The sequence below is a fragment of the Algimonas porphyrae genome (genome assembly GCF_041429795.1).
GTDB classification, from domain to species: domain Bacteria; phylum Pseudomonadota; class Alphaproteobacteria; order Caulobacterales; family Maricaulaceae; genus Litorimonas; species Litorimonas porphyrae.
This window is the reverse complement of sequence record NZ_CP163424.1, coordinates 920388-945080: the sequence shown is the minus strand read 5'-3', so window position 1 is coordinate 945080 and position 24693 is coordinate 920388. Positions and strand designations below refer to the sequence as shown.

The following is a 24693-nucleotide window of genomic DNA, read 5'->3' as shown; positions in this document are numbered from 1 at the left end:
GACAAAGCCAATTAGCCTGCGTTTGACCCGCGCAGCCCGTCTGTTAAGCGCGTCTTTGACAGGCGCAAAAGGGGAGCCGCATGGAAATTGCGAACCGCGACATGTTTCCGAGCGACGCGACGCGAGCGCGCTTCGACAGGATCGAACCGTTACTTGACAATCCGGTACTGGATTCGGCTTTCATCCATCACGACGCCCTCGCCCTGAGTGGCAAGTCAGTCTACCACAGGGTCGGCCGGTTCGCGATCCTGCTGATTGCGATCAGTGCCGTCTATACCATTGCGGACGCATTGGTGCTGGATGCCGGCGACTGGACCCGGATATTGACTCTCGGCGCGGCGGTGCTGGCGATCGTCGGCATCGGGCTGCAGGCCTTCATCATCGTCACACGGCAGAAGGAGAAGTGGCTGCTCAACCGGTTCGCCAGTGAGAGGATTCGCAGTCTGAAATTCCAGAGTTTCCATCTGGGCGACAATGCCGCCGACAGGGACAGTCTGGCCGAGCAGGTCGCAAGCTTTTCCAGCGCCCAGTTGTCGCGACTGGAAAACGACCTCAATACCGGCATGGCCGTGATGGAACGGTTCAACCCCGATACAGCGCTGAAAACGCCACCCCATGCCCGTCTGGACAACGCCGACCCGGCCATCGCGTCGCAATCACTGGAGGCCTATGAGGAATTGCGCATTCGCTATCAGAGTAATTTCGCCATCGGCGAAGTGGCCCATCTGCGCGGTCGCTTGCGCGCAGTCACGTCCTTGCAGGACGTCATGTATTTTTCCGCCGCCGCCTTCGCCTTTCTGTCACTCGCCGTGAAGTTGGTCGATACCGCCCATATCATCCCGACCGACTGGGTCGATTTCCTGGCCGTCACGCTGTTCGTCTCCGGGGCAACCAAGGCTATCACCGATAATGCGCTGCTGGAAGAACAGTCACAGGGCCGGTACGAAACCTATCTGCGCAACCTCGATCATGCCTCTGCTTCCGCATCAGGCAGCGGGGCCGATCTGGACACGCTGGTCGACGCAATCGAGCGTGTTGCGCTCAATGAACTCGATCTTTTCTGTCAGGATGCTTTGCGCGTCAGTTACCGTTTCTGAAGCCGGTCGCCTTTACCCGTCAGAACGGGCCATCAAGGCTTTTCTTGTCCGATAAATGGCCGTAGCATCCACCTATGTTGTCAGTTCTCGATATCTTCCGGGTTGGTGTCGGACCGTCATCGTCGCACACGGTCGGGCCGATGCGGGTGGCTGCGCGTTACCGGCAGCGCCTGATCAAGAAAGAGCTGACCGAAGACGCTGCGCCGGAGCGGATTGAAATGGTGTTTCGCGGCAGCCTGGCCTTTACTGGCGAGGGTCACGGCACATTTCGCGCCGCCAAGCTGGGCCTGCTGGGCTTCAAACCCGAAACCATCCAGATGGACGAAGCAGAGGTGGCCCTGTCCGCACTGACTGACAGTGGCAGCCTGCCCGACGGCACCGAAGTCATTGTTACGATCGATTATGAAACCCCGACCCGTCTGCATCCGAACGAATTGGAGATGATCGCCAGCCGGGACGGCGAGATCATTGACAGCCGCACCTATTATTCGACCGGGGGCGGGTTCATTGCCAGTCATGCGCAATTATCCAAACCCTCGCCGGACGATCTGGTGCATGTCGGCGATGCCAGCCCCTTTCCGTTCGGCTCGGCAGAAGAGTTGCTGCAAATCTGCGCCCGTGAGAACCAGTCGATCTGCAATATCATCCTGGCCAATGAGGACGCCAAGCGACCACGCCAGAAAACGATTGCCCGCCTCGACCGGATCGCCGCCGTCATGATGGAAAGCGTAGACCGCGGCCTCAACGCTCAAGGCCTCCTGCCCGGATCGCTCAAGGTCCGTCGGCGCGCCGCTGGGCTCTGGACCAAATTGAACTCCGCGCCGCCGAATGAACGCGAGGCGCTGTTCGACTGGCTCAATGTCTATGCCATGGCTGTGAATGAGGAGAATGCCGCCGGGGGTCAGGTCGTGACCGCCCCGACCAACGGCGCCGCCGGAATCATCCCGTCCATCATCCGCCATTACTGCCATGACGAAGATGGGACGATGCAGACAGAACAGACGCGGCGCTTCCTTCTGACGGCGGGCGGAATCGGACTGCTCTACAAACAGCGCGCCTCGATCTCGGGGGCTGAGATGGGCTGTCAGGGCGAAGTGGGCGTCGCCTGTTCCATGGCGGCAGGCGGGCTTTGTGCGGTCTGGGGCGGTACGCCCGAACAAGTCGCCAGTGCCGCCGAAATCGGAATGGAACACAATCTCGGCCTGACGTGCGACCCGGTCGCCGGTCTCGTCCAGATCCCCTGTATCGAGCGCAACGCCATCGGGGCTGTCAAGGCGGCCAACGCTGCGCGCCTGGCCCTGCACGCGCCGGGACAGATGATCGTCAGTCTCGATCAGGTGATCGAAACCATGCGCCAGACCGGCCTCGATATGAGCAGCAAATATAAGGAAACCAGCCAAGGCGGGCTGGCCGTCAATGTGATTGAGTGCTGATCGTGATCACCGCCCTTTAGGGCAGCTCTGTCCGTTCTGACGCTGCCGCCATTGCCATGCTGTCACAGGCCTGCATGACCACGCGAGCAGCTAAAACCGCTTCGCCCGGATGATCTCGACCGGAGTCAGATAAACGATGCCGGCATAGTCGACGAATAGCGTATCTGCGATGTCTTCGGCGACCTTGCGGGCTTCGTCGCTATTACCGAACACGACGTCGAGTTGCACGATCGTGAAATCGTGAATCACGGCCGCGCGGTCGCCTCGGCGATTACTGTGCTCACCCTTGCCGCTGCCGTCGAACACGGTGTGACCCTTGGCCCCGCCTGCATAAAGCATCTCGATGATGCGCTCCTGCAGAAGCCGCTCGGCAATGACGGTCAGTTTGGTTGCGTTTGAGAACATGTGTGAGCCTCCTATGTGCCGAAGACCATCTCGCCTAGCGCCAGAAAGAGCGGGATGCAGACGGCGATCGCAATCGGCGTACCGATACTGGTGGATGACCCGATGAAGGATGCCGGATTGGCGGACGGAATGCCTGCCCGCAATGTCGGCGGGCCCGAAATGTCGGAGTTGGATGCTGCGATGATCGCCAGAATGACGACACCGCCGGGGCTAAACCCGACCGTGATGTGAGCGATATAGCCAAGTCCGAAGCCGATCAGCCCGTGCGCGATAGGGGCGAGCAGAGCGTAAACGGCGAACCAGTGCGCCACACCGCGCAGTTCCGCCAGCCGCGAATAGGCTTCCATGCCCATGATCATCAGCAGGATCGACAGAAAGCCCCGGAACAGCGGATTGTAGAATTCCTCGTAGACGCGTCCGGGTTCGGCAAACAGTCCGATCGCGATGCCGAGCAGAAGCGCCGACAGGGCCGCGCCGCGCAGGCTGTCTTTGATGATTTTCCAGACCCCGACCTTCGGGCGTTCGCCGACATCGCCGCCTTCGGCGACGCGGCGCTTCTGCGCATGCAGACTGGCCAGAACAATGGCGAGCACGAGCGCAGGGATATCCATGAACGGGTAGAGGGCGGGCGCCCACGCTTCATAGATCAATGCTTCCTGTTCCATCACGACGAGTGCAGCCGCCAGGGTCGAGGCGCTGACCGCACCGAACAGGCCCGATGTAGCGATCGCATCGTCGAACCGGATACCGGGCAGCCGGGCCAGCGTCGCCCAGCCGAGCAGGACACAGATGATCCCGGTCAACGCCGCCATCAGCGCCGGCAATGCCAATGCCGTCAGATCGGCATCGCGAATTTCCATGCCGCCATGCAGACCGATCCGCATCAGCAGCATGAAGATGATGAATTGATAGATCGCGTCCGGCACGGTGAGCTTGCTGCCCAGCGCGGCCAGTAGCGCCCCACCGATCAGGAAGGCGAGCGTCGGCGAGCGTAGCTGCGTGAAGAAACTGCTCGCGAAATCGAGAAGAAGGTCCACGTCTACCGATCCATTTCCGTCAGGGGCATTGCGAACACATCCACCGCTATAGCCATTTGAGCAGACGGAACAGGGCAAGCTGGAGCAGGCCGATGGCGACCACAATCGCTGTCACATACCAGAAACCCATCTCGGCTTCGACCCATGGCATGCCGCCGACATTGATGCCCATCATCCCGCTTATCAGACCCAGAGGGAGAAAGATCGCAGCGACCACGGACAGGATCATCATATTCTGGTTCATTTGCTCGGCCCGTATGTCTGTCAGCTGATCCTTGACGATGGCGCAGCGCTCACGCACCGCGTCGAGCTCCTCGGCAACACGCGTCGCCTGATCGGCTGCGTCGCGCAGACGCAATTGATCGTCCTGCCCGATCCAAGGCAGTTGCTGCTGCGACAAGGTGATGAGCGCATCCTTTTGCGGCGCGAGATAGCGGCGCAGCAAAATGGCTTCGCGGCGCAGTTCCGCGACCTTGGGACGCGCCTGATCGTGACGATTTCGTCCACTGCTGTCGATCAGGTCTTCCAGTTCATCGACCTGTTCGTTCAGGTCGGTAATGGTCGGCGTCATGCGCTCGATGACGGCGAGTGCGAATGTCGCGATAAAACCGCCGGGTGTGCGCGATACGGTTTGCGTTTCCAAACGTTCGACCATGTCGCCGATCGCCTTCATTGGTTTGCCGTTACAGGTAATCACGCGACCTGCCTGGATGAAGAAGCGAAGCGGGATCATGTCTTCGGGCTGGGCCCCGGGGTTGAGGTTCACGCCGCGCAGATTGATCAGCACGTCCCGACCCCGGACAATAGTGCGCGGACGCGTATCCGCTGCCAGCAAGGTGCGCGTCGCAATCACGTCGACCCCTTCATCGGCATCGAACAGCGCCTGCGTAGCGGGATCGTTGCGATCGAAATGATACCAGTAATACCCTTCCGCCAGCGGTTCGTCGAAATCGTCAATGGCGGCAGGACTGGCCTGCCCGTTTCCGTCGATTTTCCACGCATGCACGATTCCGCTCATGTCGCGACCCTAGCGGGAAACTGGTCGCAGGCCTAGATAGGATCGGTCGTGATCAATTCCGCCCGCATCAGCCCACGCAAACTGTTGCCGACGAACAGCGCGTCCGCTTTGCGCAAGTCTTCCGGCGACAGCTCCGCTTCGGTCGCCTGACCCGTATCCAGCAATTCGGCGCGCAACACACCCGGCAACAGACCCGGCCCTCTCGGCGTCAGCAGCCGTCCGTCAAGCTCGATGAAGAGGCTGGTAAATGAGCCCTCCATGACGTGTCCGTTCGGGTCCAAGAACAGAACTTCATCCGCGCCGCAAAGGGCTGCCACGCGCCTGCGCTCCCCGTCATAGAAGTCGCGGCGCGATGTCTTGATGTCAATGCGCTGAACCCGCTCGCTCAGCCGATGCTGCGACAGAGCCAGGCTGAGCGGTTCCGCCAAAGGCTCGAAATCCTGCTGAGTAAGCGTGATACGTCCGCTCTCGAAGCGGTCGATCCGTACGCGCTGCAAATCCGTCGCGCGTCCGAGATCAGGCAATGGCTGCCCGAAACGCGCCGCATGGCGGGCTGCCCTAATAGGCCCATAGGGTCCATTAAGCATCGTCTCGAACTGAGTGTAAGGCGCAGGGGTCCAGATATTGGCCTTCAGCAAACATTCGCGATATTCGTCCGGACCATCGGAATCAAGCACGACACCGCTGCCCACATCGTAGCGAAACTGCCCGGATTGCAGCGTCCCCGTTCGGATGGCCACCGAAAAGCTCGCATCATTGTTCGGCGCGATATAGCCAACGGCCCCGCAATAGGGTCCGCGCAGTGCGCCTTCCAGTTCGTGGATGATCTCCATCGCCCTGATTTTCGGCGCGCCGGTCACAGATCCACATGGAAAGAGCGCCTTGAAGATCGTCTGCCAGCCGACGCCATCCTTGAGCTCGCCGGTTACTTGCGACGTCATCTGCACCAGCGTCGGATACTCTTCGATCGCAAACAGTTCCGGCACCTTGACCGATCCGGCTTCGCACAACCGGGACAGATCATTGCGCAGAAGGTCCACGATCATCAGGTTTTCGGCGCGCGATTTTACATCCGCGGTCATATCGTCATTCGCCGTCTTGGGCCGCGTGCCCTTCATCGGACGCATTCGCATTGATCGATCTCTGCGTTCGAAAAACAGTTCCGGTGACAGGCTGACAATATCAGGGCCGCCCAGCGATATGACCGCGCCGTAGCGTCCGGGCTGGCGGCTGCGATAAGCGGCATAGAGAGCGACGGCGTCAGCCTCGGTCGCGCCGCTCATGGGGAAGGTCAGATTGACCTGGTAGGCGTCACCGGCCCGGAGGTAGCGCTGAACGCGTGCAAACCGCGCCTCATAGTCCGCCTCGCTCCAGTCAGGCACGAGCGTCACGTCGGGCGGTGAAGCCCGGTAGAGATGATCAGTCGGTGGATGCGCGGAGGGGGGCGTAAAAACGCCCAGCCGCGCCACTAGGCGACCGACGTCGCACAGGTTCGCCAATCGTGGCTCTAGGGCTGCCGCAAATTCGTAATCGAACTGCCCAGCGATCCAGTGACCGTCCGCCTGCGCCGCTTCGATCGCGGCGAAAAAGGCCTCGACCGACTCGCCCATGCGGTAGGTCAGAACGCGGACGGGATCAGTGAAATAGAGCTGACGCTGTGTCGCCTGATCATCCAGCAGGACGTGCATGGCCTAGAAGGAAAAGTCTGGTATTAACGTGCTCCAGACAGCGTTGCGGGTCTGCAGAATATCGGGCGCTTCGGCATCGAAACAGCGGCGGAAGCTGATTTTCATACCCGGTGCGATCTGTCCCAGCAGCCACTGATCCGCTTGGATGACATGCAGACCCCGCGCATAGCCGCCCGTGCAATGACCGTCGGCCAAAGCCAGGATCGGACGACCATCGGGCGGGCATTGCAGCGTCCCCGGCAATAAGGGGCTGCTGGTCATGGCGAATGACTTGTCCGTAGCGATACGGTCACCGCGCAAGCGCGATCCCATCCGGTCCGTCGCGGGCGTGGCAATGAACGGCGTCGTGAACAGATAGCGGCGGCTTTCCGCCGACAGCAGATCGAACTCGGGTCCGGAACTGGCCCGCAGAACCGCATGACCGGACAGATGCGGCGCATAGCCCGTCGGCAGCGTGCGCGCGCCCTGCGAGACAGCATTGAGACTGTACAGCGTGTCGCCAGCCTTGAGCGCACGCCCCTCGATCCCGCCGAGCGAGGCAGGCAAATAGGTCGACACCGATTCGAGAAATTCGGTCGCCTGCAAGCCGCCCGCAACGGCGATGTAGGACCGGCACCCGGCTCGCGCATAGGATAGCGTCAGAATATCGCCCGCTTCGACCTCGACGGCCCGGTTCGTATCGACATTCATACCCTGAACCTGGGCCCACATTTGCGCGCCCGAAATCGCAATGAGTGTCTTGCGTTCGAACCGCAGATGCAGCCCGCCCAGCGCACATTCGAGCGCGGGCGTGGCCCACTCATTCCCGACCAGATGATTGGCGATGGCAAATGACAGACGGTCCGCCGCACCGGAGCGCGGAATACCGAGATGGCGATAACCCGGACGCCCAGAATCCTGAACGGTGGTTTGGGTCCCACCATTGAGAACTGTGATCAGAGGCGCGCTCACTGGGCGACGAACCGGATGCGATCTCCGGCCTCCACGTAAAAGGGTCGGTCGCGGTCCGCGTCGAACATGGCCACATCCGTGCGTCCGATGATCTGCCACCCGCCAGGGCTTTCAAGACCGTATATACCGGTCTGCCAGTTGGCGATCCCGACACTGCCGGCGGGCACGACCGCGCGCGGCGTCGCATGACGGGGATGCTGCAGCAGCGGATCGACATCAGAGAGAAAGGCAAAGCCCGGAATGAAGCCCATCATGCAGACGCGGTAGTCCCGGCCCGTATGTAGAGCGAGGACGGCTTCCGGACTTTTGCCGATCCTGTCGGCCATCGCGTAGAGGTCCGGGCCGTCCGCGCCGCCATAACTGACCGGTATCTCGACCAGACGACCGTCGACAGCCGTTTCTGAGCGGGCTTCGCGCACGATTGCGTCCTTGATCCGGCGTCGGGCCGAAGCCGCGTTCATCTGCGCGCCATCGAAGCTGGCCACGAGACTGTCATAGCCCGGCATGACTTCGATGAAGGCCTTCTTCTTGCGCAATCGCGCGGCCAGCGCATGCACACGGTCGCTGATGTCGGCGTCGAAACCGTCAGCGCCCCACTCGACCAGAACGGCATGATCGCCATAGGCGCGAATATCCGGGTGCAAATCGTTCATGTCATTGCCTCGATAAAAGGCCGGATCGTCACGCCGACCTCTTCGATGGCGGCGCGCGCCTGCCGCGCGGTTTCGACCGCGCCCGCACTATCGCCGTGCACGCAGAGCGAGCCTGCCTTGATGTCGAGGCGACCCCCCGAGGCGGTTTTGACCTCACCCGTCGTAGCCAAGCTGCGGGCCTGCGACAGACGGTCATGCTGATCCGCAATCACGGCCCCCCGCTCCTTGCGGGAAATAAGATGGCCATCATCGGAATAGCGGCGGTCGATGAAGCCTTCGGCGACGAAGCCAAGGCCGTGCGCCTGCGCAGCCTTGCCCATTTGCGAATTGGGACCGCCGAGCAATATCAGAGCCGGATCGATGGCGGCGACGGTGCGCGCGATCAGCGCGGCCTTGCGCGCATCACCCACGGCGTCATTATAAAGCTGCCCATGCGGTTTAACATAGGCCACCTGCACACCCTCCTCGGCGGCGATTTCGACAAGCCGGACGATCTGCGCGGTAAGACTTCGCACCAGTTCATCCTCCCCGATATCTTCGTCCAGCACCAGTGAGCGGCGACCGAAATGTTCGCGGTCCGGATAGGCCGGATGCGCGCCGATGACGACGCCGTTTGCCTTGGCCCCGCGGACTGTTTTGCGCATGGAGGCGGCGTCGCCCGCATGACCGCCGCAGGCGATATTGGCTGAGCTGATATGCGACAGGATCGCCGCCTCCGCAGCCGCCCATTCCGGATTATCCGCCTCGCCAATGTCGGCATTCAGATCGATCGTCTTCATCCGTCAGCCTCTAGCAGGTTTGCGCGCCGAAGAAAGCCGTGAGGCTAAGCGGATCGGGGACGAGTTTGCGTTAGCAGACTTCGCCGCAGGCCACGCCGCTCGCCCAGGCCCATTGAAAATTATGTCCGCCAAGGTGACCGGTCACGTCGACGACTTCGCCGATGAAATACAGGCCCGGAACGCGTTTGGCTTCCATCGTCTTCGAGGACAGTTCATCCGTCGAGACGCCGCCGCGCGTCACTTCCGCCTTGCGGTAACCCTCACTGCCAGCCGGTTTGATCCGCCAAGCACCGACTTGCAGTGCCAGGTTCATCAGCGCCGTGTCGGGCATGTCCGCCAGACGCGCCTGCCGCACCGTCATCGCAATCGAATTGGCCAGCCGTTTCGGCAGACGCTCGGCAAGCCAGGCTGCAGGCGACAGGCGGGGCCGGTCCGCCCGGTCCCGTTTCAGGCTCTCGAGCAGATCCTCACCCGGTGCCAGGTCGATTGTGATCGCTTCGCCCGGTTCCCAGTAGGAACTGATCTGCAGGATCGCCGGTCCTGACAGGCCGCGATGGGTGAACAGCAGCGGTTCGGTAAAGGCATAACGCTCGCTGCTCACAGCGGCGTCGACCGCCACGCCGGACAGGGCCTTCATCGGCGCGCTAGTTTCGTCGGTGAAGGTCAGCGGGACGAGCGCCGGCACCGTGTCGACCATGTCGAGACCGAATTGCGCCGCGACCTGATAGCCGAACCGTGTTGCGCCCATCTTCGGAATGCTGGGACCGCCCGTCGCGATCACCAAGCTCTCGCAGCTCAGCGTCTGCATCGCTGTCGTCACGGCAAAACCGCTCTCCATCCGGTCCACACCCAGCACCTCCGTGCCCAGACGCAGTTCGACCCCGGCCTTGCGGCATTCTTCCACCAGCATGTCGATGATCTGCGTCGACTTCCCCTGACAGAAGAGTTGTCCTTCTGCTTTCTCCTCCCACTTGATTCCATAGCGTTCGACGAGCGCAAGGAAGTTATAGGGCGTGTAGCGAGACAACGCGCTTTTGCAGAAATGCGGGTTCTCGCTGATGAAATTGTCAGACGTGGAATGGAGATGAGTGAAATTGCAGCGTCCGCCACCGGAAATGCGGATTTTCTCGCCCGGGCGGTCGGCATGATCGATCAGTAAAACATGACGGCCACGACGCCCGGCTACGGCGGCAGCCATCAACCCTGCTGCGCCGGCACCGATCATGATGACATCGAAATCGTGCTGCGGTCCGGAAATTGCAGACTTATTGGAGTTTGTCTCATGAGGAGTCACAACGGGCGCATAAGTGAGCCTGTTTCTCGCCGCAATATCTGTTAAGACGCGTTAACTCTTATACTCAGGACGGATCGAAGGGAGGTCCGCGTGTGGAAAGCCTCGAAATCGATCCGGCCACTGTCGCTGCTGGCCCTGATCGGCATGTCCGTATCGGGCCTGTCGGCCTGCGCAAGCCTCGGAGAAGAGGTTGATCACTTCCAGTTTGCTGCGACCTCGCCATTGCGCGATGCCAACCTGTTGCAGCAGCCTATCCCGCAACAGCTTCAATATCTGTCCCATCCTTACGGTCAGGTCGCTCAATCGAGTTGCCAGAGCTGGGCCTCGGAAATCCGACAGTTGGAGCAGGCGATCGTTGACAATGACGGTCGACGTCCAGGCTATCGCCGCGACGCCAACACCTTTGTCGGGCGGACAGGCAATTTACGCGACGCCGGCGTGCGCGCGCTTTCGCGATCCGTCCTGCCCTTCCGGGGCGTAGTGCGACAAGTGTCTGGCGCGGCCAAGCTGGAACAGAATGCGGATCGGGCCTCGGACCGGGCGCGGTACAGGATCGGCTATCTGGTCGGGCTGGCCCGCGCCAATCGCTGTCCCGGATTTGACGAAGGGCCCGCGCAGTATGTGAGCCAGCCGACCGGCCCGTCCACCTTGCGCTCAGTTCAGGCGAACAGTCTGAGCCCGGCCGTCGTGCGCCGCAGCTATCCGTCCCTGCCTGCACGGACGGGAATGCCATTGCGCACGGGGACGCCCTACATAAGGCCCGGCCCGGTTATCGTCAGGCAAAGCCCATACCCCCAAAGCTACGGACAGACTATTCAGCAGGGCGGCGCCCAGCCTCCTGTTCAGACCCAAACTCACTATCGGACCCAAACTCACTATCGGACAATGCCCCAGACGACCGATCCCGTTCGAGCCGCAAGAGGGCCGCAACGCTCATCGCGTCGGTAATCCGGGCCGCATCGATCGCATTGAGCAACGCGTCGAGCGGTGTGAACTGCACAGTAATGTCTTCGCTCGGCTCGGGCGCGGCCTCTCCCATGCTCAGTCCTGTCGCAAGATAGACCTGCCCCCACTCATCCGTAATTGAATTGGATGAGTGGAGCTGTAGTAGCGGGGTCATCATCTTGGCGCTCAAACCCGTTTCTTCTTTCAGTTCGCGGCGCGCAGCCACGATCAGATCTTCTCCCTCCGGCACACCGCCCTCCGGAATTTCCCAGCTATAGGCATTCAGCGCGAAGCGGGTCTGCCCGACCATCCAGACACCCGGAACACCGTCCCGCACCTCATAGGGAACGATACCCACAGCGCGGTTCTTGAAACGGACCACACCATATTCACAATCTGCACCAGCCGGGTCCACGGCGGCATGCACATCGACCCGCATCCACGGGCTGTCATGGGCGACGCGGGTTTCGCGAATGCGCCAAGGATTGGGCGGGTCAGGCGGGAATGTCATGGAATGGCTCCGGCGGGCTGGCAGTGAGGAAGGGATTCGAACCCTCGATACGGGGATACCGTATACACGCGTTCCAGGCGTGCGCCTTCAACCACTCGGCCACCTCACTAGACGCAGCCCGCCGGGCAGGCGCGCCTATAGACGCAGATGATGGCTTCCGCAATTGCCGGATTGCGCCTAATGCAGCGCCGCTATGACCGCCTTCCACACGATTGACGGCCCGAATGAGGCGGTTTTCATTTTCGCAGACCATGCCTCCAATCATGTTCCGGACTGGGTCGGCGATCTGGGTGTCGGCCCGGCGGACATGCGCCGGCACATTGCCTGGGACATCGGCACGGAAACCGTGGCGCGAACCCTGTGTGACACGCTGAGCTGCAGCGGCCTGATTTGCGGTTTTTCGCGCTTGGTCGTCGACGCCAATCGCGATCCCGATGCGCCTGGCCTAATCCCGGTGATTACTGACGGAACCGATATTCCCGCCAATCACGGCCTGTCCCACGCCCAGATCACCGCACGAACGAACCGTCTTTACAGACCCTATCATGACGCGATCGGCGCAGCGCTGGACACACGCCCCAAGGCGCTGGCCCTGTCCATTCACAGCTTCACCCCGCAATTGCGGGGTCACGCTCCGCGTCCGACCGACATCGGCCTACTGGTCAAGGACGATACGGACACGCCGGAGCGTTTTATCGAACAGATGGCCCGGATCGAGCCGCGCTGGCAGGTCGATATCAACCAGCCCTATTCCGCCTATGATCTGAATTTCACCGTCGATCACAATGTCGTGCCGAGAGGCCTGCGCCATCTTGCGATCGAGCTGCGGCAGGACCACATCGGCATGGACCAGGACGCTACCCACATGGCTCACATCCTCGCTCGCGCGATTGAACCGCTTCTTTAGGAGACTCCGATGCTCGCCACGACTTCCGAACACTTCATCAATGGCCGCAACATGTTTGCCGACTATCCCGAAGGATTCCAGCAGGCCCTGTTCGGCATGGGCTGCTTCTGGGGTGCAGAGCGCATCTTCTGGCAGTTGGACGGTGTCCATGTCACCAGCGTCGGCTATGCGGGCGGAACGACGGATCATCCCGATTACAAATCCGTCTGTTCAGGCCGGACGGGCCATGCCGAGGTCTTCCACCTCGTCTTCGACCCCAAAATCATAAGCTATGAAGAACTGCTGAAAGTCTTCTTCGAAAATCACGATCCGACCCAAGGCAACCGTCAGGGCAATGATGTCGGCAGCCAGTATCGCAGCGTCATCTACACCTATGATGAGATGCAGGCCGAAGCCGCCGAGGCCGCTGCCAAGCGGTATGAAGCCGCCTATGGCCGGACAGTCACGACGGAGATCGCACCCGCGCCAACCTATCACCCGGCAGAAGACTATCATCAGCAATATCTCGCCAAGAACCCGCAAGGCTACTGCAATCACGGCCCGACAGGGGTGGTGTGTGCGATTCCCTCTCGAAACTAGCCCCACAGGTTTGCGTCCCGCTTAGCGGGTCTAAGATTGGTGAAACCAATCGTCGCAAACCTCCGCGATAGCGGTCCGTCCCCAAAGGACGGAAAGGGGAACTTTCGGTGTGAGCGGAACTTGGAGGACTTCATGGCAAGGTGGCTTCGTCCCGCAGGTTCAGAGCGGGCTTTCGCTGCCGCTCAGCGCGCCATTGGCACGCAGACGCGCTGTGACTCCGTGCTCGGCTACGCCTGCGCGCGCCGCCCCATCGCGTGTGGGTGAACTCTGGTGCTAGATTAGGGCCCTGTCCTCAGTGCGCTTCGTTCCAATTCTTCGCGGCCTGCGCCTCAACGTCGATCGGCACGGATAGCGCGATGGCAGGCTCATGAGCCTGCTCCATCGTGGCCTTGACCGTCTCGATCAGCGTCTCTTCACGGCCTTCCGGCACCTCGAAAACCAGTTCATCGTGGACTTGCAGGAGCATGCGCGCGCCGTCCACATTCCGAATGGCTGCGGGCATGCGGGTCATGGCGCGGCGCATAATATCGGCAGCCGTACCTTGGATCGGGGCATTGATCGCCTGGCGTTCAGCAAAGGCCCGGCGTTGCGGATTGCGGTCGCGAATGCCGCCAATATGGCATTTCCGCCCGAAGAGCGTACTGACATAACCGCGTTCCTTCGCTTCCGCCTTGGTTGCGTCCATATAGGCGCGAATGCCGGGGAATTTCTCGAAATAGGTTTTGATGAAGTCAGCCGCGGTTCCGCGGTCCACGCCCGTATTCTTGGCCAAACCGAAAGCGGAGATACCGTAAATGATCCCGAAATTGATCGCCTTGGCCTGACGCCGCACATCCGGTGTCATCTCGGCCAGCGGCACGTCGAACATCTCGCTGGCTGTCAGCGCATGAATATCGATCCCATCGGCAAACGCCTGCTTCATGGTGGGCAGATCCGCCATGTGCGCTAGCAGCCTTAGCTCAATCTGCGAATAGTCGGCGGCGACCAGCAGGTGGCCCGGCTCTGCAATGAAGGCATCCCGGATCTTTCGCCCTTCTTCGGTACGGATCGGGATATTCTGCAGGTTCGGATCGGACGAGCTGAGCCGCCCTGTCGTTGTCGCGGCAAGACTGAAGCTGGTATGGACTCGGTCTGTCTCCGGATTGATCTGCGCCTGCAGCGCATCGGTATAGGTGCTCTTGAGTTTGGAAAATTGCCGCCAGTTCAGAATGACGCGCGGCAGGGTTTCGCCCTTATCCGACAAGTCTTCGAGAATATCGACACCCGTCTGCCAAGCCCCGGTCTTCGTCTTCTTGCCACCGTCCAGCCCCATCTTGTCGAACAGGATTTCGCCGATCTGCTTCGGACTGCCGAGATTGAACGGACCTTCGGCGATATCGTGCGCTTCCGCTTCCAGCCCGGCCATCTTCTGCGAAAAATAGGACGATAGGCGCGCCAGTTCCGCCCGGTCCACCTTCACGCCTTCATTTTCCATCCGCGCGACAACATGCGGCATGTCGCGGTCAATATCTTCATAGACGCGCGTGACCTGCGCGGTGCTCAGCTTCGGCTTGAGATATTTCCACAGGCGCAACGTGACGTCGGCATCCTCGGCGGCGTAGCGCGTGGCGTCTTCCAGCCCGATCTGGTCGAACGTCTTCTGGTTCTTTCCCGTCCCGGCGATCTCCTTGAATGGCACCGGGCTGTGGCCGAAATGAGTTTCGCTCAGCGTGTCCATGCCGTGGCCGTTAATGCCGTTATGCAGCGCATAACTGATCAGCATTGTATCGTCATAGGGCGCGACATCGATGCCTTGGCGCTGAAACACGCCGAGATCATATTTGAAATTCTGCCCGACTTTTAAGACCGCTTCATTTTCCAGCATCGGTTTGAGCGCCGCCAGCGCCGCATCCCGGTCGATCTGATCGGGGGCGCCTTCGCCGAACATGTCTTCACCGCCTGTATGGCCCAATGGCACATAGCAGGCTTCATTATCCTCTACCGCCAGACACACGCCGACCAGATTGGCGGCCCGGCTATCAAGACTATCCGTCTCCAGATCGACAGCCACGACGCCGGCCTCCTGCGCGCGGGAAATCCAGTGCGCGAGGCGGTCCTCGCTCCGCACGCATTCGTAGCGTGTGTGATCGAAAGTCACGTTGGGATAGCGGTCCCGCGTGGCGGGCGAGACGAATTCCGGCGCCGTATCGTCGGCCCGGAGCCCGTCGGATTCGCCCTCGCCCAGCGCTTGCCTCACGCGGGCCGTGAGGGTGCGAAATCCCATCTCCTCCAGAAAGTCGAACAGCACATCCACATCCGGGTCGGTGACGCCCATTTCGTCGAGCTCGACTTCGACCGCGACATCATCCTTGAGCGTGACCAGCTGTTTGGAAATGCGCGCCAGTTCCGCATTGGCGAGCAGTTTTTCACGTCGCCCCTTCTGCTTGATCTCTTCAGCCCTCTCCAATAGCGTTTCCAGATCACCATATTCGTCAAGCAGCAAGGCCGCCGTCTTGACGCCGATGCCCGGTACGCCGGGGATATTATCGACGGAATCACCCGCCAAGGCCTGAATGTCGATCACCTTGTCAGGCGTGACGCCGAATTTCTCTTCAACTTCCTTCGGCCCGATCAGCTTGTTCTTCATCGGGTCGAGCATGGCGATCCTGTCGGTCACCAGTTGCATCAGGTCCTTGTCGGAACTGAGGATGGTGACGCGTGCGCCCTGGGCTTCGGCCTGCCGCGCATAGGTCGCGATCAGGTCGTCAGCCTCGAATCCTTCCAGTTCGATTGAAGGCGCGCCGAAAGCCCGCGTCGCATCACGCGTCAGCGGGAATTGCGGCACCAGATCCTCGGGCGGTTCACCGCGATTAGCCTTGTACTGGTCATAAATATCGTTGCGAAAGGTGTAGCTGCCCTTGTCGAAGATCACCGCGAAATGGGTCGGACGATTTTCGTCCTTCTGATCCTTGAGCATCTTGAACAGCATGTTGCAGAAGCCCGCGACCGCCCCAATCGGCAGGCCGTCACTTTTGCGCGTCAGAGGCGGCAGAGCATGAAAGGCGCGGAAAATATAGGCGGACCCATCGACCAGAACGACATGGGACTTGGCAGTGACGGGTACGGGCTGGCTCATGCGCAGGCTTGTGCCGCCCCCTCTGCAGACTGTCTATACCGCCCGCATCATTTCCGCCTATAAGTCACCCACCATGTATCAGTCGATCGATGATGAACTGCCCGATGTCGCCCAGCCGGATGAGGTCTCCCGCGCCTGGCGACAGCCTGTCCTGGTGGCCGTCCTGCTGGGAATCTGCCTGATGGGCGGTCTGTTCATGCTCAGTCTGCAAGGCGGGCAGAGCGCCGTCAGCGTTGACGCCGAACCCGTATCGCGTACCGCCTATCTGAAGGCGCTGCGCGAGAGCCGACCGGCCCTGCGGCGCGCGCGACTAACCGATTTCCTGAACCAGCATCCGCAGGATGGCCGCACTGGCGCGGTCCGCGCGCAGCTATCTGTACTGGACGCCGTCGCCGATGCGGACTGGCAGGCCACATTGACCCAGGCCTATGATCCGCGCCTGCCACGCCGCCAGCGACGCGACGCCGTGATGGCCTATCAGCAAGCGTGGGGGCGCTATCTCGGGGCGAGAGATAATGAGATCGAGGCGGTGCTGACTGACATCGACGCCCAGCCCGAGCCGGAAGACAGACCGGATCGCGACTTGCCATCCGATCCGGATCGTTTTGCCGGCATTCCCGCCGACCGTCTGGCTGGCGGACCGGCCTATGACACGCGTCGGTTCGAAGAGATTTATGGGCGGGAAGCGGTGGTCTTCCGTCCATCGGAAGACTTGCGCTATCCGGAAGAGGCGGACGGTACTGTCGTAGCGCCGCGCGTTCGTCGCAATGTCAGGCCGCGCTATCCGCGTTCCGCCGAACGGCGGGGGATTGACGGTATGGTCACATTGTCGCTGAATATCGATGCCCGGGGCCGGGTCGCCATGGTCGAATTGATCGATGTGCAGGCTGAACGCTATGCCGAGGACTTTGTCCGCGCTGCCGAACGGGCCGCCTTGCGCACGCGCTTCCATCCCCGGATGGTCGACGGCGAACCCGTGCCCGCCGCAGGTATCCGCAAACGCTACCGCTTCGAGGCGGATTGAGGATTTCTACTTGATGAGCCGGTGACGGTTCAGGCTGTGCCGACGGGTGTGCGCGAGGCTTCATCCGGTTGACGCAGTGCCTGATAGGCCCCGCTGGCTTGCAATCTGTTATCGGCCTGATCAGGTTCTTCCGATTCTAGCGTGCCCACAATATCCTTGGTGCCATCCAGCGTTTCGATCACGGGACGAACATCGCTCAGCACGTCAGAGGTCACCTCTTTTTTCGGGGCCGCGTCGGGCGCAATCGGGTTGAACAGGGCCGGTTGCGTGATTGGGTCTGGAATCTTGCGCGATTCCGGTGATGCATCCACGGCCTGTTCGACCGGGACCTTGGTATCGTCCGTGCGCACATTACGCGACTCTGTCGTAAAGACAGGCGTCGGTGTCGCCGAGGGCAATGCATATGAAGCCATGATAATAGCTCCTTTCCAAACCTGAGTTCCTTTTCACCCAGCCGCAGCAGCATCGCAGAGAAATCTTTCTGTGCGATAAAGAAACAGAGTCAATTCTATCTTAACCCTAATCTGAATGCGTACACCGAATTCGGCGATCCCGGCTCAGCTTTCCGATTCGGGTTCCAGCGCATCCAGCAGATCGTAGAGCGTTGCGATCTGCCCGCCGGGCAGTCCGGCTTCGATCTCCGCATAGGCAGCTTCGCTCAAGGGTGCCACGGCCCGGAAGGTCGCTTGGCCCCTGCGCGACAGACGCACCCGGCGACGGCGAGCATCCTGCGTGTCGGTGACGCGGCGGACCAGTTCGGCCTCTTCCATCCCTGTCACGATCCGGGTCAGACTCGGCATCAGCAGCAGCGTCCTTTCCGCCAGCGTAGAAATATCAAGATCGTCTTCACCTTCCAGCGCGCGGATGATCCGCCACTGCTGTTCGGTCAGACCATGATCTCGCAGGATCGGACGAAACCGAGCCATGACGGCCTCGCGCGCTCGCAGCAGCGCCATGGGCAGATTGCGTTCGAATGGACGCAGGTCGCTCATGCCTGCAGCCCTAGCCCCGATCAGGCTCGTCGATCACACCGTTAGAGAGCGTCCCGATGCCATCACAATGAACTTCGACGACATCGCCTGGCACGAGATATTTCGGCGGATCGAACCGGGCACCGGCCCCGTTCGGCGTACCGGTCGCAATCACGTCGCCGGGTTGCAGCCGGGCAAAACTGGAGAGGTAGGATACGATGAACGGGATCGGGAACATCATGTTCGCGGTCGTGTCGTCCTGCCGTAACTCCCCATTGACGCGAGTGCTGATCTGCAGATCATTGACATCGCGCCCTTTGAGGAATTCCTCGGTCGTGATCATCCACGGCCCGATGGCACCAGAACGTTCGAAATTCTTGCCTTGCGTGACGTTGAACTTGGCGTGACGGACCCAGTCGCGCAGCGTGCCTTCATTCATCAGGGAGAAGCCGGCGACATGATCGGCCCAGTTGGCAGCATCGATACGTCGGCCCGCCTTGCCGATGATGATGACAATTTCGCCCTCATAATCCAGCTTGTCCGACTCCGGCGGGCGTTCGAGCGGCACATTATGGCCGACAAAGCTCTCGCGTGAACGCATGAAGACGGACGGAAATTTGGGCGGCTCCGACCCGTCCTTATACTCCGCATTACGATTGGCGTAGTTGACGCCGATGCAGAAGTATTTCTGTGCATTGGTCACGGGTGCCAGGAGGGTCACGTCGCTAAACGCGATGTGAGGCCCGTCAGCGTCGCGCACCGCAGGGAGCTGATCGCGTTCCAGAACGGATCGCAGATCGCCAAACGCATCCGTCAGATCTGCAATGAAATGTTCATTGACCACGCGTCCGAAACGGTCTCGACCCTGATGTGAAAAACTGACGAGTTTCATGCGTATGTCCTTGTGCGAAATGGCTGGGCTTGAAATTACTTAACATGTTAAATAAATGGATCGCAAGCCATGCCGCATCTCATCATCGAACATAAGACCGATCTGGACGCAGAAGCGCTGTGCCGGGATCTGCACCACGCCGCCATGGGTCTGGACGCGCTGCCGACCGGCGGCATCCGCACCCGGTCCTATCCCTGCGACACCGCCCTTGTCGGCGACGGCGCGCCGGAAAACGGTTTCGTCTATGTCACAGTCAGACTCGGTGCGGGCCGCAGCGACGACCTACGACGAGAGATTGGCGACACGCTGTTCAAGGTTCTGACCGACTGGGCGGCTCCGGCTTTCGCCGACAATCGCCCCCTGTCGCTCGGCCTCGAGGTGCAGGAAATCACGCCCGGCACGACCTGGAAGCAGAACAATATTCACCGCATCCTGAAGGACAAGACATGACCGATCTTTCGGCGCTCGAAACCAAGACGCGCAACTGGCTCAAACCCTATACGAATGCGCCGCTCGGACACTTCATCAATGGGCAGCGGGTCGACGGAGACCAGAACCGGATCGTCGATGTAACGACGCCCGTCGATAATAGCGCGCTGGGCCAGATGCAGGCCGGGACCGAGGCCGATATCGACAAAGCTGCCAATGCCGCCTGGGACGCGTTTCAAAACTGGCGCGCCATGCCCGGGTCGCAACGTCGTGCCATTCTGCACGCCGTCGCAGACGGGATCGAAGCGCGCGCAGACGAAATCGCCCATGTCGAAAGCTTCGATACGGGTCAGCCGATCCGTTTCATGAAGAAGGCCGCCATTCGCGGGGCTGCCAATTTCCGCTTTTTTGCTGACAAGGCTCCGTCCGCCATGGATGGTCAGGCCTTGCCGACCGATACGCACCTGAACGTCACCACGCGCATGCCGCTGGGGCCCATCGGTGTGATCACACCGTGGAACACACCCTTCATGCTTAGCACATGGAAGATCGCTCCGGCCTTGGCCGCAGGCTGCACGGTGGTTCAGAAACCAGCCGAGTTTTCACCCTTCTCCGCCATGATCCTGGCCGAAATCGCGCATGAAGCCGGGCTGCCTGCTGGCGTGTTGAACGTGGTCAACGGCCTCGGCGAAGGGGCGGGCAAGGCGCTGACGGAACACCGCCACATCAAGGCCGTCGCCTTTGTTGGCGAAAGCCATACAGGTACATTGATCCAGCGACAGACGGCGGCAACGCTCAAGCGTATCCACTTGGAGCTGGGCGGGAAAAACCCCTGTATCGTGTTTGACGATGCGGATATGGACCGGGCGCTCGACGCCGCGGTCTTCATGCAATTCTCGCTCAATGGCGAACGCTGCACCAGTTCGACGCGCCTGCTCGTGCAGGACACAATCTATGACGATTTCACCGCGCGCGTGAAGGACCGGATCGCCAATCTGACCGTCGGCCATCCGCTCGATCCGGAAACGGAGATCGGCCCGCTCATTCACCCGACCCACCATGAGAAGGTGCTGAGCTATTTCGATATCGCCAAGGAAGACGGTGCAAAGACGGTCATTGGCGGCAAACGCCATGGCGACACAGGCTGCTATGTCGAGCCGACTCTGTTCACGGGCGCATCGAACGATATGCGGATCGCCCAGGAAGAGATTTTCGGCCCCGTGCTGACAGCCATTCCTTTCAAGGACGAAGCCGACGCGCTTCGCATCGGCAATGATGTCGATTACGGCCTGACCGCCTATGTCTGGACCCATTCCATGGAACGCGGCCTGCGCATGTCCAAAGGGCTGGAAGCCGGCATGGTCTGGGTCAATAGCGAGAACAACCGTCACCTGCCCGCACCGTTCGGCGGCATGAAAGCCTCGGGTATCGGCCGCGACGGCGGCGACTATTCCTTCGACTTCTACATGGAGACGAAAAACATGTGCTATGCTTACGGTACGCACACCGTACCGCAACTCGGAAAGGGATGACGCATGATCCGCACCACTCTCGTCGCCGCGACGTTCGCTCTATTCGCCGCCACCGGCATGGCGTCAGCCCAGACCACGCCTATCGGGGCGCCACCGCCGACATCTGAAGCCGACGCTCATCCGTTCGAATTCCTGTTCGGCGAATGGGTGGGAACGGCAGGCGGTCGAACGGCGGCGGGTCCTTATGAAGTGACACAGACTGAACGGGTCGGACCGATGCTGAATGGCGACATCGTTGTCGTCAATGGTACGGGCTATGATGATGAAGGCGTTGCGAAGTTTCAGGCGCTGGGCATCATTTCGAAGACACCTGACGGCGCAGGCTGGCATATGAAAAGCTGGTCGGGTGGGCGCCAAGGCACATTCCCGATCGAACTGGATGGCACGACCTACAAATGGTCTCTGCCAGCCGGGCCGGGCGCGGTCATGTCATATGTTGCAACGGTCAAGGGCGATCAGTGGGAGTCCATCGGCACCTATAATCGCGACGGCATGGATCCGGTCGAAACCTTCCGCATGACGCTGAAACGCACGGGCGATACAGGCTGGCCTGCCGCCTCACCCGTTCCCACCCGTTAGAAAGTTATTATGCCCATTGCGACCACCAATCCTGCCACCGGCAAGATCGAGAAAACGTTCGAACCGCATACGGATGCCGAGGTCGACCTCGCGATCGCACGCGCCGTTGTCGCGTTCGAGGCCCTGAAAGACAGCAGCTTCGCGGAGCGCGCAGACTGGATGCACAAGGCGGCTGATATTCTGGAGTCGGATGCGGACGAGTTTGGCCGCATCATGACGCTGGAAATGGGCAAGCCGCTCAGCCAGGCGATCGCCGAGTCCAAAAAATGCGCCTGGGTCTGCCGCTATTATGCCGACCATGCCGAAGCGATCATGGCCGACGAGCCCGTCGACACAGACCGGACGCGCAGCTTTCGCCGCATCCTGCCGATCGGTCCCGTCCTGGCCGTCATGCCGTGGAACTATCCGTTCTGGCAGGTCATGCGCTTTGCCGCACCGGCTCTGATGGCCGGGAATACGGGCCTGCTGAAACACGCGTCGAACGTGCCGCAATGCGCGCTGGCGATGGAAATGCTGTTCACCCGTGCAGGCTTCCCCGAAGGCGCGTTCCAGGCATTGCTCGTCGGCGGCGCCAAGGTCGAACGCATTCTGCGCGATGGTCGTGTCCGCGCCGCAACTCTGACCGGATCGGAACCGGCTGGCGCGTCCGTCGCCAGTATCTGCGGACAGGAGATCAAACCTACCGTACTGGAACTGGGCGGATCGGATGCCTTCATCGTCATGCCGAGCGCGGATTTGGACAAGGCGGTCGAAGTCGGGATCAAGGCCCGGACACAGAATAATGGACAGAGCTGCATCGCAGCCAAACGCTTCATCATCCACGCCGACATCTATGATGATTTCCGTGACCGGATGAAAGACGGCTTCGAGGCGTTGCGCATCGGCGACCCGATGTATGACGACACGGATATTGGCCCGCTCGTCAATCCCGAAGCCGTCGAGGAACTGTGCGGACAGGTCGACAATGCACTCTCCCAAGGCGCGCTGCGCGTCTGCGGGGGTCAGGCAATCGACCAAGAGGGCTCTTGGTTCCGCCCCGGTATCATTGAGGGCGTCACCGAGGACATGGACGCCTATAGCGAGGAAATGTTCGGCCCGGTCGCCATGCTGTTCAAGGTCTCGGATCTTGACGAAGCCATCGCCTTAGCCAACGACTCCCCCTTCGGTCTGGGATCATCGGTCTTCACGCAGGACGAGGCCGAAATGGAGCGCGTCTTCACCGAAATCGAATCGGGTGCGACCTTCGTCAATGCCATGACCGCGTCCGATCCCCGCCTGCCCTTCGGCGGCATCAAGGTAAGTGGCTATGGCCGCGAATTGGCGCGCGAAGGCTTACTGGCCTTCTGCAACATCAAGACCTGCGTGGTTGATTAGACCCGGCGCTAGTTCAGCTTCTTCTTCGCCCGTTTCGGATCAAGTGCGGGCGGAATAGGCATGGCAGGAATGCCGTCTTCGAGCAACGCCTTCGCCTGTTGGGCCGTGGCCTGACCATAGATGCTGCGTTCCGGTTTCTCGCCGTAGAACATGGCGCGCGCTTCATCCGTGAAGTTTTCGCCGACATCATCGCACGTTTCCGCGATTTCGTTGCGGATCGCGTCGGCGATCTGTGCGCTCCTGTCGGCACTCCGAACGGCCGGAGACATGATGGCCTTGTCGACCTGTTCGGAACCGCATTGCGGACAGACGAGCAGGCCGGACGCATGCTGATCATCATAGTCGCTGGAGGACCCGAACCAGCCTTCGAAGCTGTGGTCGCGGTCGCAGATCAGCGCGTAGCGGATCATCGTTGTCGCCAGGCGGGAATGCGCGCCCGCGCATCGAGGACAGCTTTGCGGTCGATTTCGACGTCCAGAAGCCCCGGTCGGTCATGATCAAGCACACCGACGACCTCGCCCCAAGGCGCGACCGCCATGGTCCGCCCCCAAGTACGACGCCCATCCTCATGCGTTCCGCCCTGCGCCGGAGCCAGAACCCACGCGCCGCTCTCGATTGCGCGCGCTCTCAGCAATGTTTCCCAATGCGCCTTCCCGGTCGAGCGGGTGAAGGCTGACGGCGCGGTGATTATATCGACGCCGTTGCGCGCATAATCTGAATAGAGCGCGGGAAAGCGCAGATCGTAGCAGATGGACATGCCGACCGTCAGATCATCGACGGGCGCGATGACGGACGCCTCCCCTGCGGCGTAGCTATCACTCTCCCGGTAGCTTTCACCGCCGGGTAGAGCCGCCTCGAACAGATGCATCTTATCATATTGCGCGATCACTGCGCCGTCCGGACCGAGTAGAAAGGATCGGTTCGCGATCTGTCCATCATCCCGCAATACGGCGGCTGATCCCAGCAGAAAGTAGAGGTCGCGATCTCTGGCCAGCGCACGATATGGCGCAAGCATATCGCTTTGCGGGATGAGACCAACGCGAAGCTTCTTTGCGTCCTTTTCCAAGAACGGCGTCATTTCCGGCGTCAGAACGAAGCGTGCATCCGTGTTGCGGAGCAACGCGGCGACGGCGTCGAAATTTGCATCCGGAACCGTGCCGGAAGTCAGTTGCAGGAGCGCGACTTTCACACGCTAGGCAGCCAGCATGGCATCCAGCTTGCCAGCCCGTTCCAGCGCGGCCAGATCATCCGACCCGCCGACATGTTCCCCGTTGATGAAGATTTGCGGGAACGTGTTCCGGCCATTGGCACGCTGATTCATTTCCGCGCGCTTCGCCTTGTCGTTCGCGGCGGGGTAATCGATGATCTCGACACCCTTGCCTTCCAGCAACGCCTTGGCCCGGATGCAGTAAGGGCAGAACATCTTGGTATACATTTCGACTTTAGCGGCCATGGCGGGAACCTTTTCATTTGATCTCGT

25 protein-coding genes and 1 tRNA gene are annotated in these 24693 nt (G+C 60.9%); 9 read left to right on the top strand and 17 right to left on the bottom strand.

What is annotated here, in order from left to right:
- The first annotated feature begins 80 nt into the window (after positions 1-80).
- Together AB6B39_RS04735 and AB6B39_RS04730 are read left to right on the top strand one after the other, a co-directional pair.
- Positions 81-1097, top strand: coding sequence for a hypothetical protein (locus AB6B39_RS04735; protein WP_284373099.1), 1017 nt, complete (start codon positions 81-83; stop codon positions 1095-1097).
- Positions 1098-1171: 74 nt separating this feature from the next.
- A complete protein-coding gene (locus tag AB6B39_RS04730; protein ID WP_284373102.1) occupies positions 1172-2530 on the top strand; it encodes an L-serine ammonia-lyase in 1359 nt (452 codons plus the stop codon).
- A gap of 90 nt (positions 2531-2620) precedes the next feature.
- Here the strand turns inward: AB6B39_RS04730 and AB6B39_RS04725 are convergent, their stop codons facing one another.
- The 10 genes from AB6B39_RS04725 to AB6B39_RS04680 form a co-directional block, all read right to left on the bottom strand.
- Positions 2621-2935: a P-II family nitrogen regulator gene (locus AB6B39_RS04725; protein WP_284373104.1), complete on the bottom strand. Its 315-nt coding sequence runs from the start codon at positions 2933-2935 to the stop codon at positions 2621-2623.
- An 11-nt stretch (positions 2936-2946) separates the two neighbouring features.
- Positions 2947-3972 carry a sodium-dependent bicarbonate transport family permease gene (locus AB6B39_RS04720; protein ID WP_284373107.1) on the bottom strand — a complete coding sequence of 342 codons (1026 nt, stop codon included), beginning with the start codon at positions 3970-3972 and terminating at the stop codon, positions 2947-2949.
- Positions 3973-4018: 46 nt separating this feature from the next.
- Positions 4019-4990, bottom strand: coding sequence for a zinc transporter ZntB (locus AB6B39_RS04715; RefSeq protein ID WP_284373109.1), 972 nt, complete (start codon positions 4988-4990; stop codon positions 4019-4021).
- Between the two features lie 32 nt (positions 4991-5022).
- The gene (gene pabB / locus AB6B39_RS04710) at positions 5023-6678 is read right to left on the bottom strand and encodes an aminodeoxychorismate synthase component I (protein ID WP_284373112.1); all 1656 of its coding nucleotides are present in this window, start codon (positions 6676-6678) and stop codon (positions 5023-5025) included.
- A 3-nt stretch (positions 6679-6681) separates the two neighbouring features.
- Positions 6682-7629, bottom strand: a complete 948-nt coding sequence (locus tag AB6B39_RS04705) for a biotin-dependent carboxyltransferase family protein (RefSeq protein WP_284373115.1) — start codon at positions 7627-7629, stop codon at positions 6682-6684.
- Positions 7626-8282 carry a 5-oxoprolinase subunit PxpB gene (pxpB, locus tag AB6B39_RS04700; RefSeq protein ID WP_284373117.1) on the bottom strand — a complete coding sequence of 219 codons (657 nt, stop codon included), beginning with the start codon at positions 8280-8282 and terminating at the stop codon, positions 7626-7628. Before pxpB ends, AB6B39_RS04705 begins: the two co-directional genes overlap by 4 nt.
- Positions 8279-9061 carry a 5-oxoprolinase subunit PxpA gene (locus AB6B39_RS04695; protein ID WP_284373119.1) on the bottom strand — a complete coding sequence of 261 codons (783 nt, stop codon included), beginning with the start codon at positions 9059-9061 and terminating at the stop codon, positions 8279-8281. Before AB6B39_RS04695 ends, pxpB begins: the two co-directional genes overlap by 4 nt.
- A gap of 70 nt (positions 9062-9131) precedes the next feature.
- Positions 9132-10286 carry an NAD(P)/FAD-dependent oxidoreductase gene (locus AB6B39_RS04690; RefSeq protein WP_371398697.1) on the bottom strand — a complete coding sequence of 385 codons (1155 nt, stop codon included), beginning with the start codon at positions 10284-10286 and terminating at the stop codon, positions 9132-9134.
- Positions 10287-11166: 880 nt separating this feature from the next.
- Positions 11167-11811 carry an NUDIX domain-containing protein gene (locus AB6B39_RS04685; RefSeq protein ID WP_284373122.1) on the bottom strand — a complete coding sequence of 215 codons (645 nt, stop codon included), beginning with the start codon at positions 11809-11811 and terminating at the stop codon, positions 11167-11169.
- Positions 11812-11829: 18 nt separating this feature from the next.
- Positions 11830-11920, bottom strand: a tRNA-Ser gene (locus tag AB6B39_RS04680).
- 84 nt (positions 11921-12004) lie between these two features.
- Between AB6B39_RS04680 and AB6B39_RS04675 the strand changes: the two genes are divergently transcribed.
- Both AB6B39_RS04675 and msrA read left to right on the top strand, forming a co-directional pair.
- On the top strand, positions 12005-12718 hold the full coding sequence (locus tag AB6B39_RS04675; RefSeq protein WP_284373124.1) for an N-formylglutamate amidohydrolase: 714 nt from the start codon (positions 12005-12007) through the stop codon (positions 12716-12718).
- A gap of 9 nt (positions 12719-12727) precedes the next feature.
- Positions 12728-13297 (top strand): peptide-methionine (S)-S-oxide reductase MsrA, encoded by a 570-nt coding sequence (gene msrA, locus AB6B39_RS04670; protein ID WP_284373126.1) that lies wholly within the window; start codon positions 12728-12730, stop codon positions 13295-13297.
- A 292-nt stretch (positions 13298-13589) separates the two neighbouring features.
- On the opposite strand, the gene polA is transcribed toward msrA, so the two are convergent.
- Complete coding sequence (gene polA, locus AB6B39_RS04665; protein ID WP_284373128.1) at positions 13590-16412, bottom strand: DNA polymerase I; 2823 nt, start codon at positions 16410-16412, stop codon at positions 13590-13592.
- On the opposite strand from polA, the gene AB6B39_RS04660 reads away from it, so the two are divergent.
- Positions 16411-17436, top strand: a complete 1026-nt coding sequence (locus tag AB6B39_RS04660) for an energy transducer TonB (protein WP_284373129.1) — start codon at positions 16411-16413, stop codon at positions 17434-17436. The two genes, polA and AB6B39_RS04660, sit on opposite strands and share 2 nt — an antisense overlap.
- Positions 17437-17465: 29 nt before the next feature.
- On the opposite strand, the gene AB6B39_RS04655 is transcribed toward AB6B39_RS04660, so the two are convergent.
- The 3 genes from AB6B39_RS04655 to AB6B39_RS04645 all read right to left on the bottom strand — a co-directional run bounded on the left by AB6B39_RS04655 (position 17466) and on the right by AB6B39_RS04645 (position 19299).
- Positions 17466-17849 carry a hypothetical protein gene (locus tag AB6B39_RS04655; protein ID WP_284373130.1) on the bottom strand — a complete coding sequence of 128 codons (384 nt, stop codon included), beginning with the start codon at positions 17847-17849 and terminating at the stop codon, positions 17466-17468.
- Between the two features lie 144 nt (positions 17850-17993).
- Positions 17994-18428 carry a homoprotocatechuate degradation operon regulator HpaR gene (gene hpaR, locus AB6B39_RS04650; RefSeq protein ID WP_284373132.1) on the bottom strand — a complete coding sequence of 145 codons (435 nt, stop codon included), beginning with the start codon at positions 18426-18428 and terminating at the stop codon, positions 17994-17996.
- A 10-nt stretch (positions 18429-18438) separates the two neighbouring features.
- The gene (locus AB6B39_RS04645; protein WP_284373134.1) at positions 18439-19299 is read right to left on the bottom strand and encodes a fumarylacetoacetate hydrolase family protein; all 861 of its coding nucleotides are present in this window, start codon (positions 19297-19299) and stop codon (positions 18439-18441) included.
- A 69-nt stretch (positions 19300-19368) separates the two neighbouring features.
- Here AB6B39_RS04645 and AB6B39_RS04640 point away from each other — a divergent pair, with 69 nt between their 5' ends.
- From AB6B39_RS04640 to AB6B39_RS04625, 4 genes are read left to right on the top strand one after another with little or no spacing between them, the layout of a single operon-like run.
- Positions 19369-19749, top strand: coding sequence for a hypothetical protein (locus AB6B39_RS04640; RefSeq protein ID WP_284373136.1), 381 nt, complete (start codon positions 19369-19371; stop codon positions 19747-19749).
- A complete protein-coding gene (gene hpaE / locus AB6B39_RS04635) occupies positions 19746-21260 on the top strand; it encodes a 5-carboxymethyl-2-hydroxymuconate semialdehyde dehydrogenase (RefSeq protein ID WP_284373138.1) in 1515 nt (504 codons plus the stop codon). Before AB6B39_RS04640 ends, hpaE begins: the two co-directional genes overlap by 4 nt.
- Positions 21261-21263: 3 nt before the next feature.
- A complete protein-coding gene (locus tag AB6B39_RS04630) occupies positions 21264-21839 on the top strand; it encodes a hypothetical protein (protein ID WP_284373140.1) in 576 nt (191 codons plus the stop codon).
- Between the two features lie 9 nt (positions 21840-21848).
- A complete protein-coding gene (locus tag AB6B39_RS04625; RefSeq protein ID WP_284373142.1) occupies positions 21849-23213 on the top strand; it encodes an NAD-dependent succinate-semialdehyde dehydrogenase in 1365 nt (454 codons plus the stop codon).
- Positions 23214-23221: 8 nt separating this feature from the next.
- On the opposite strand, the gene AB6B39_RS04620 is transcribed toward AB6B39_RS04625, so the two are convergent.
- Genes AB6B39_RS04620 through grxC form a run of 3 tightly spaced genes read right to left on the bottom strand, consistent with a single transcriptional unit; the run spans position 23222 to position 24666 of the window.
- The gene (locus AB6B39_RS04620; protein WP_284373144.1) at positions 23222-23623 is read right to left on the bottom strand and encodes a DUF1178 family protein; all 402 of its coding nucleotides are present in this window, start codon (positions 23621-23623) and stop codon (positions 23222-23224) included.
- Complete coding sequence (locus AB6B39_RS04615) at positions 23620-24402, bottom strand: carbon-nitrogen hydrolase family protein (RefSeq protein WP_284373146.1); 783 nt, start codon at positions 24400-24402, stop codon at positions 23620-23622. The genes AB6B39_RS04620 and AB6B39_RS04615 overlap by 4 nt, the downstream gene beginning before the upstream one ends.
- Before the next feature lie 3 nt (positions 24403-24405).
- Positions 24406-24666 (bottom strand): glutaredoxin 3, encoded by a 261-nt coding sequence (gene grxC / locus AB6B39_RS04610; RefSeq protein WP_284373149.1) that lies wholly within the window; start codon positions 24664-24666, stop codon positions 24406-24408.
- Positions 24667-24693 lie beyond the last annotated feature (27 nt).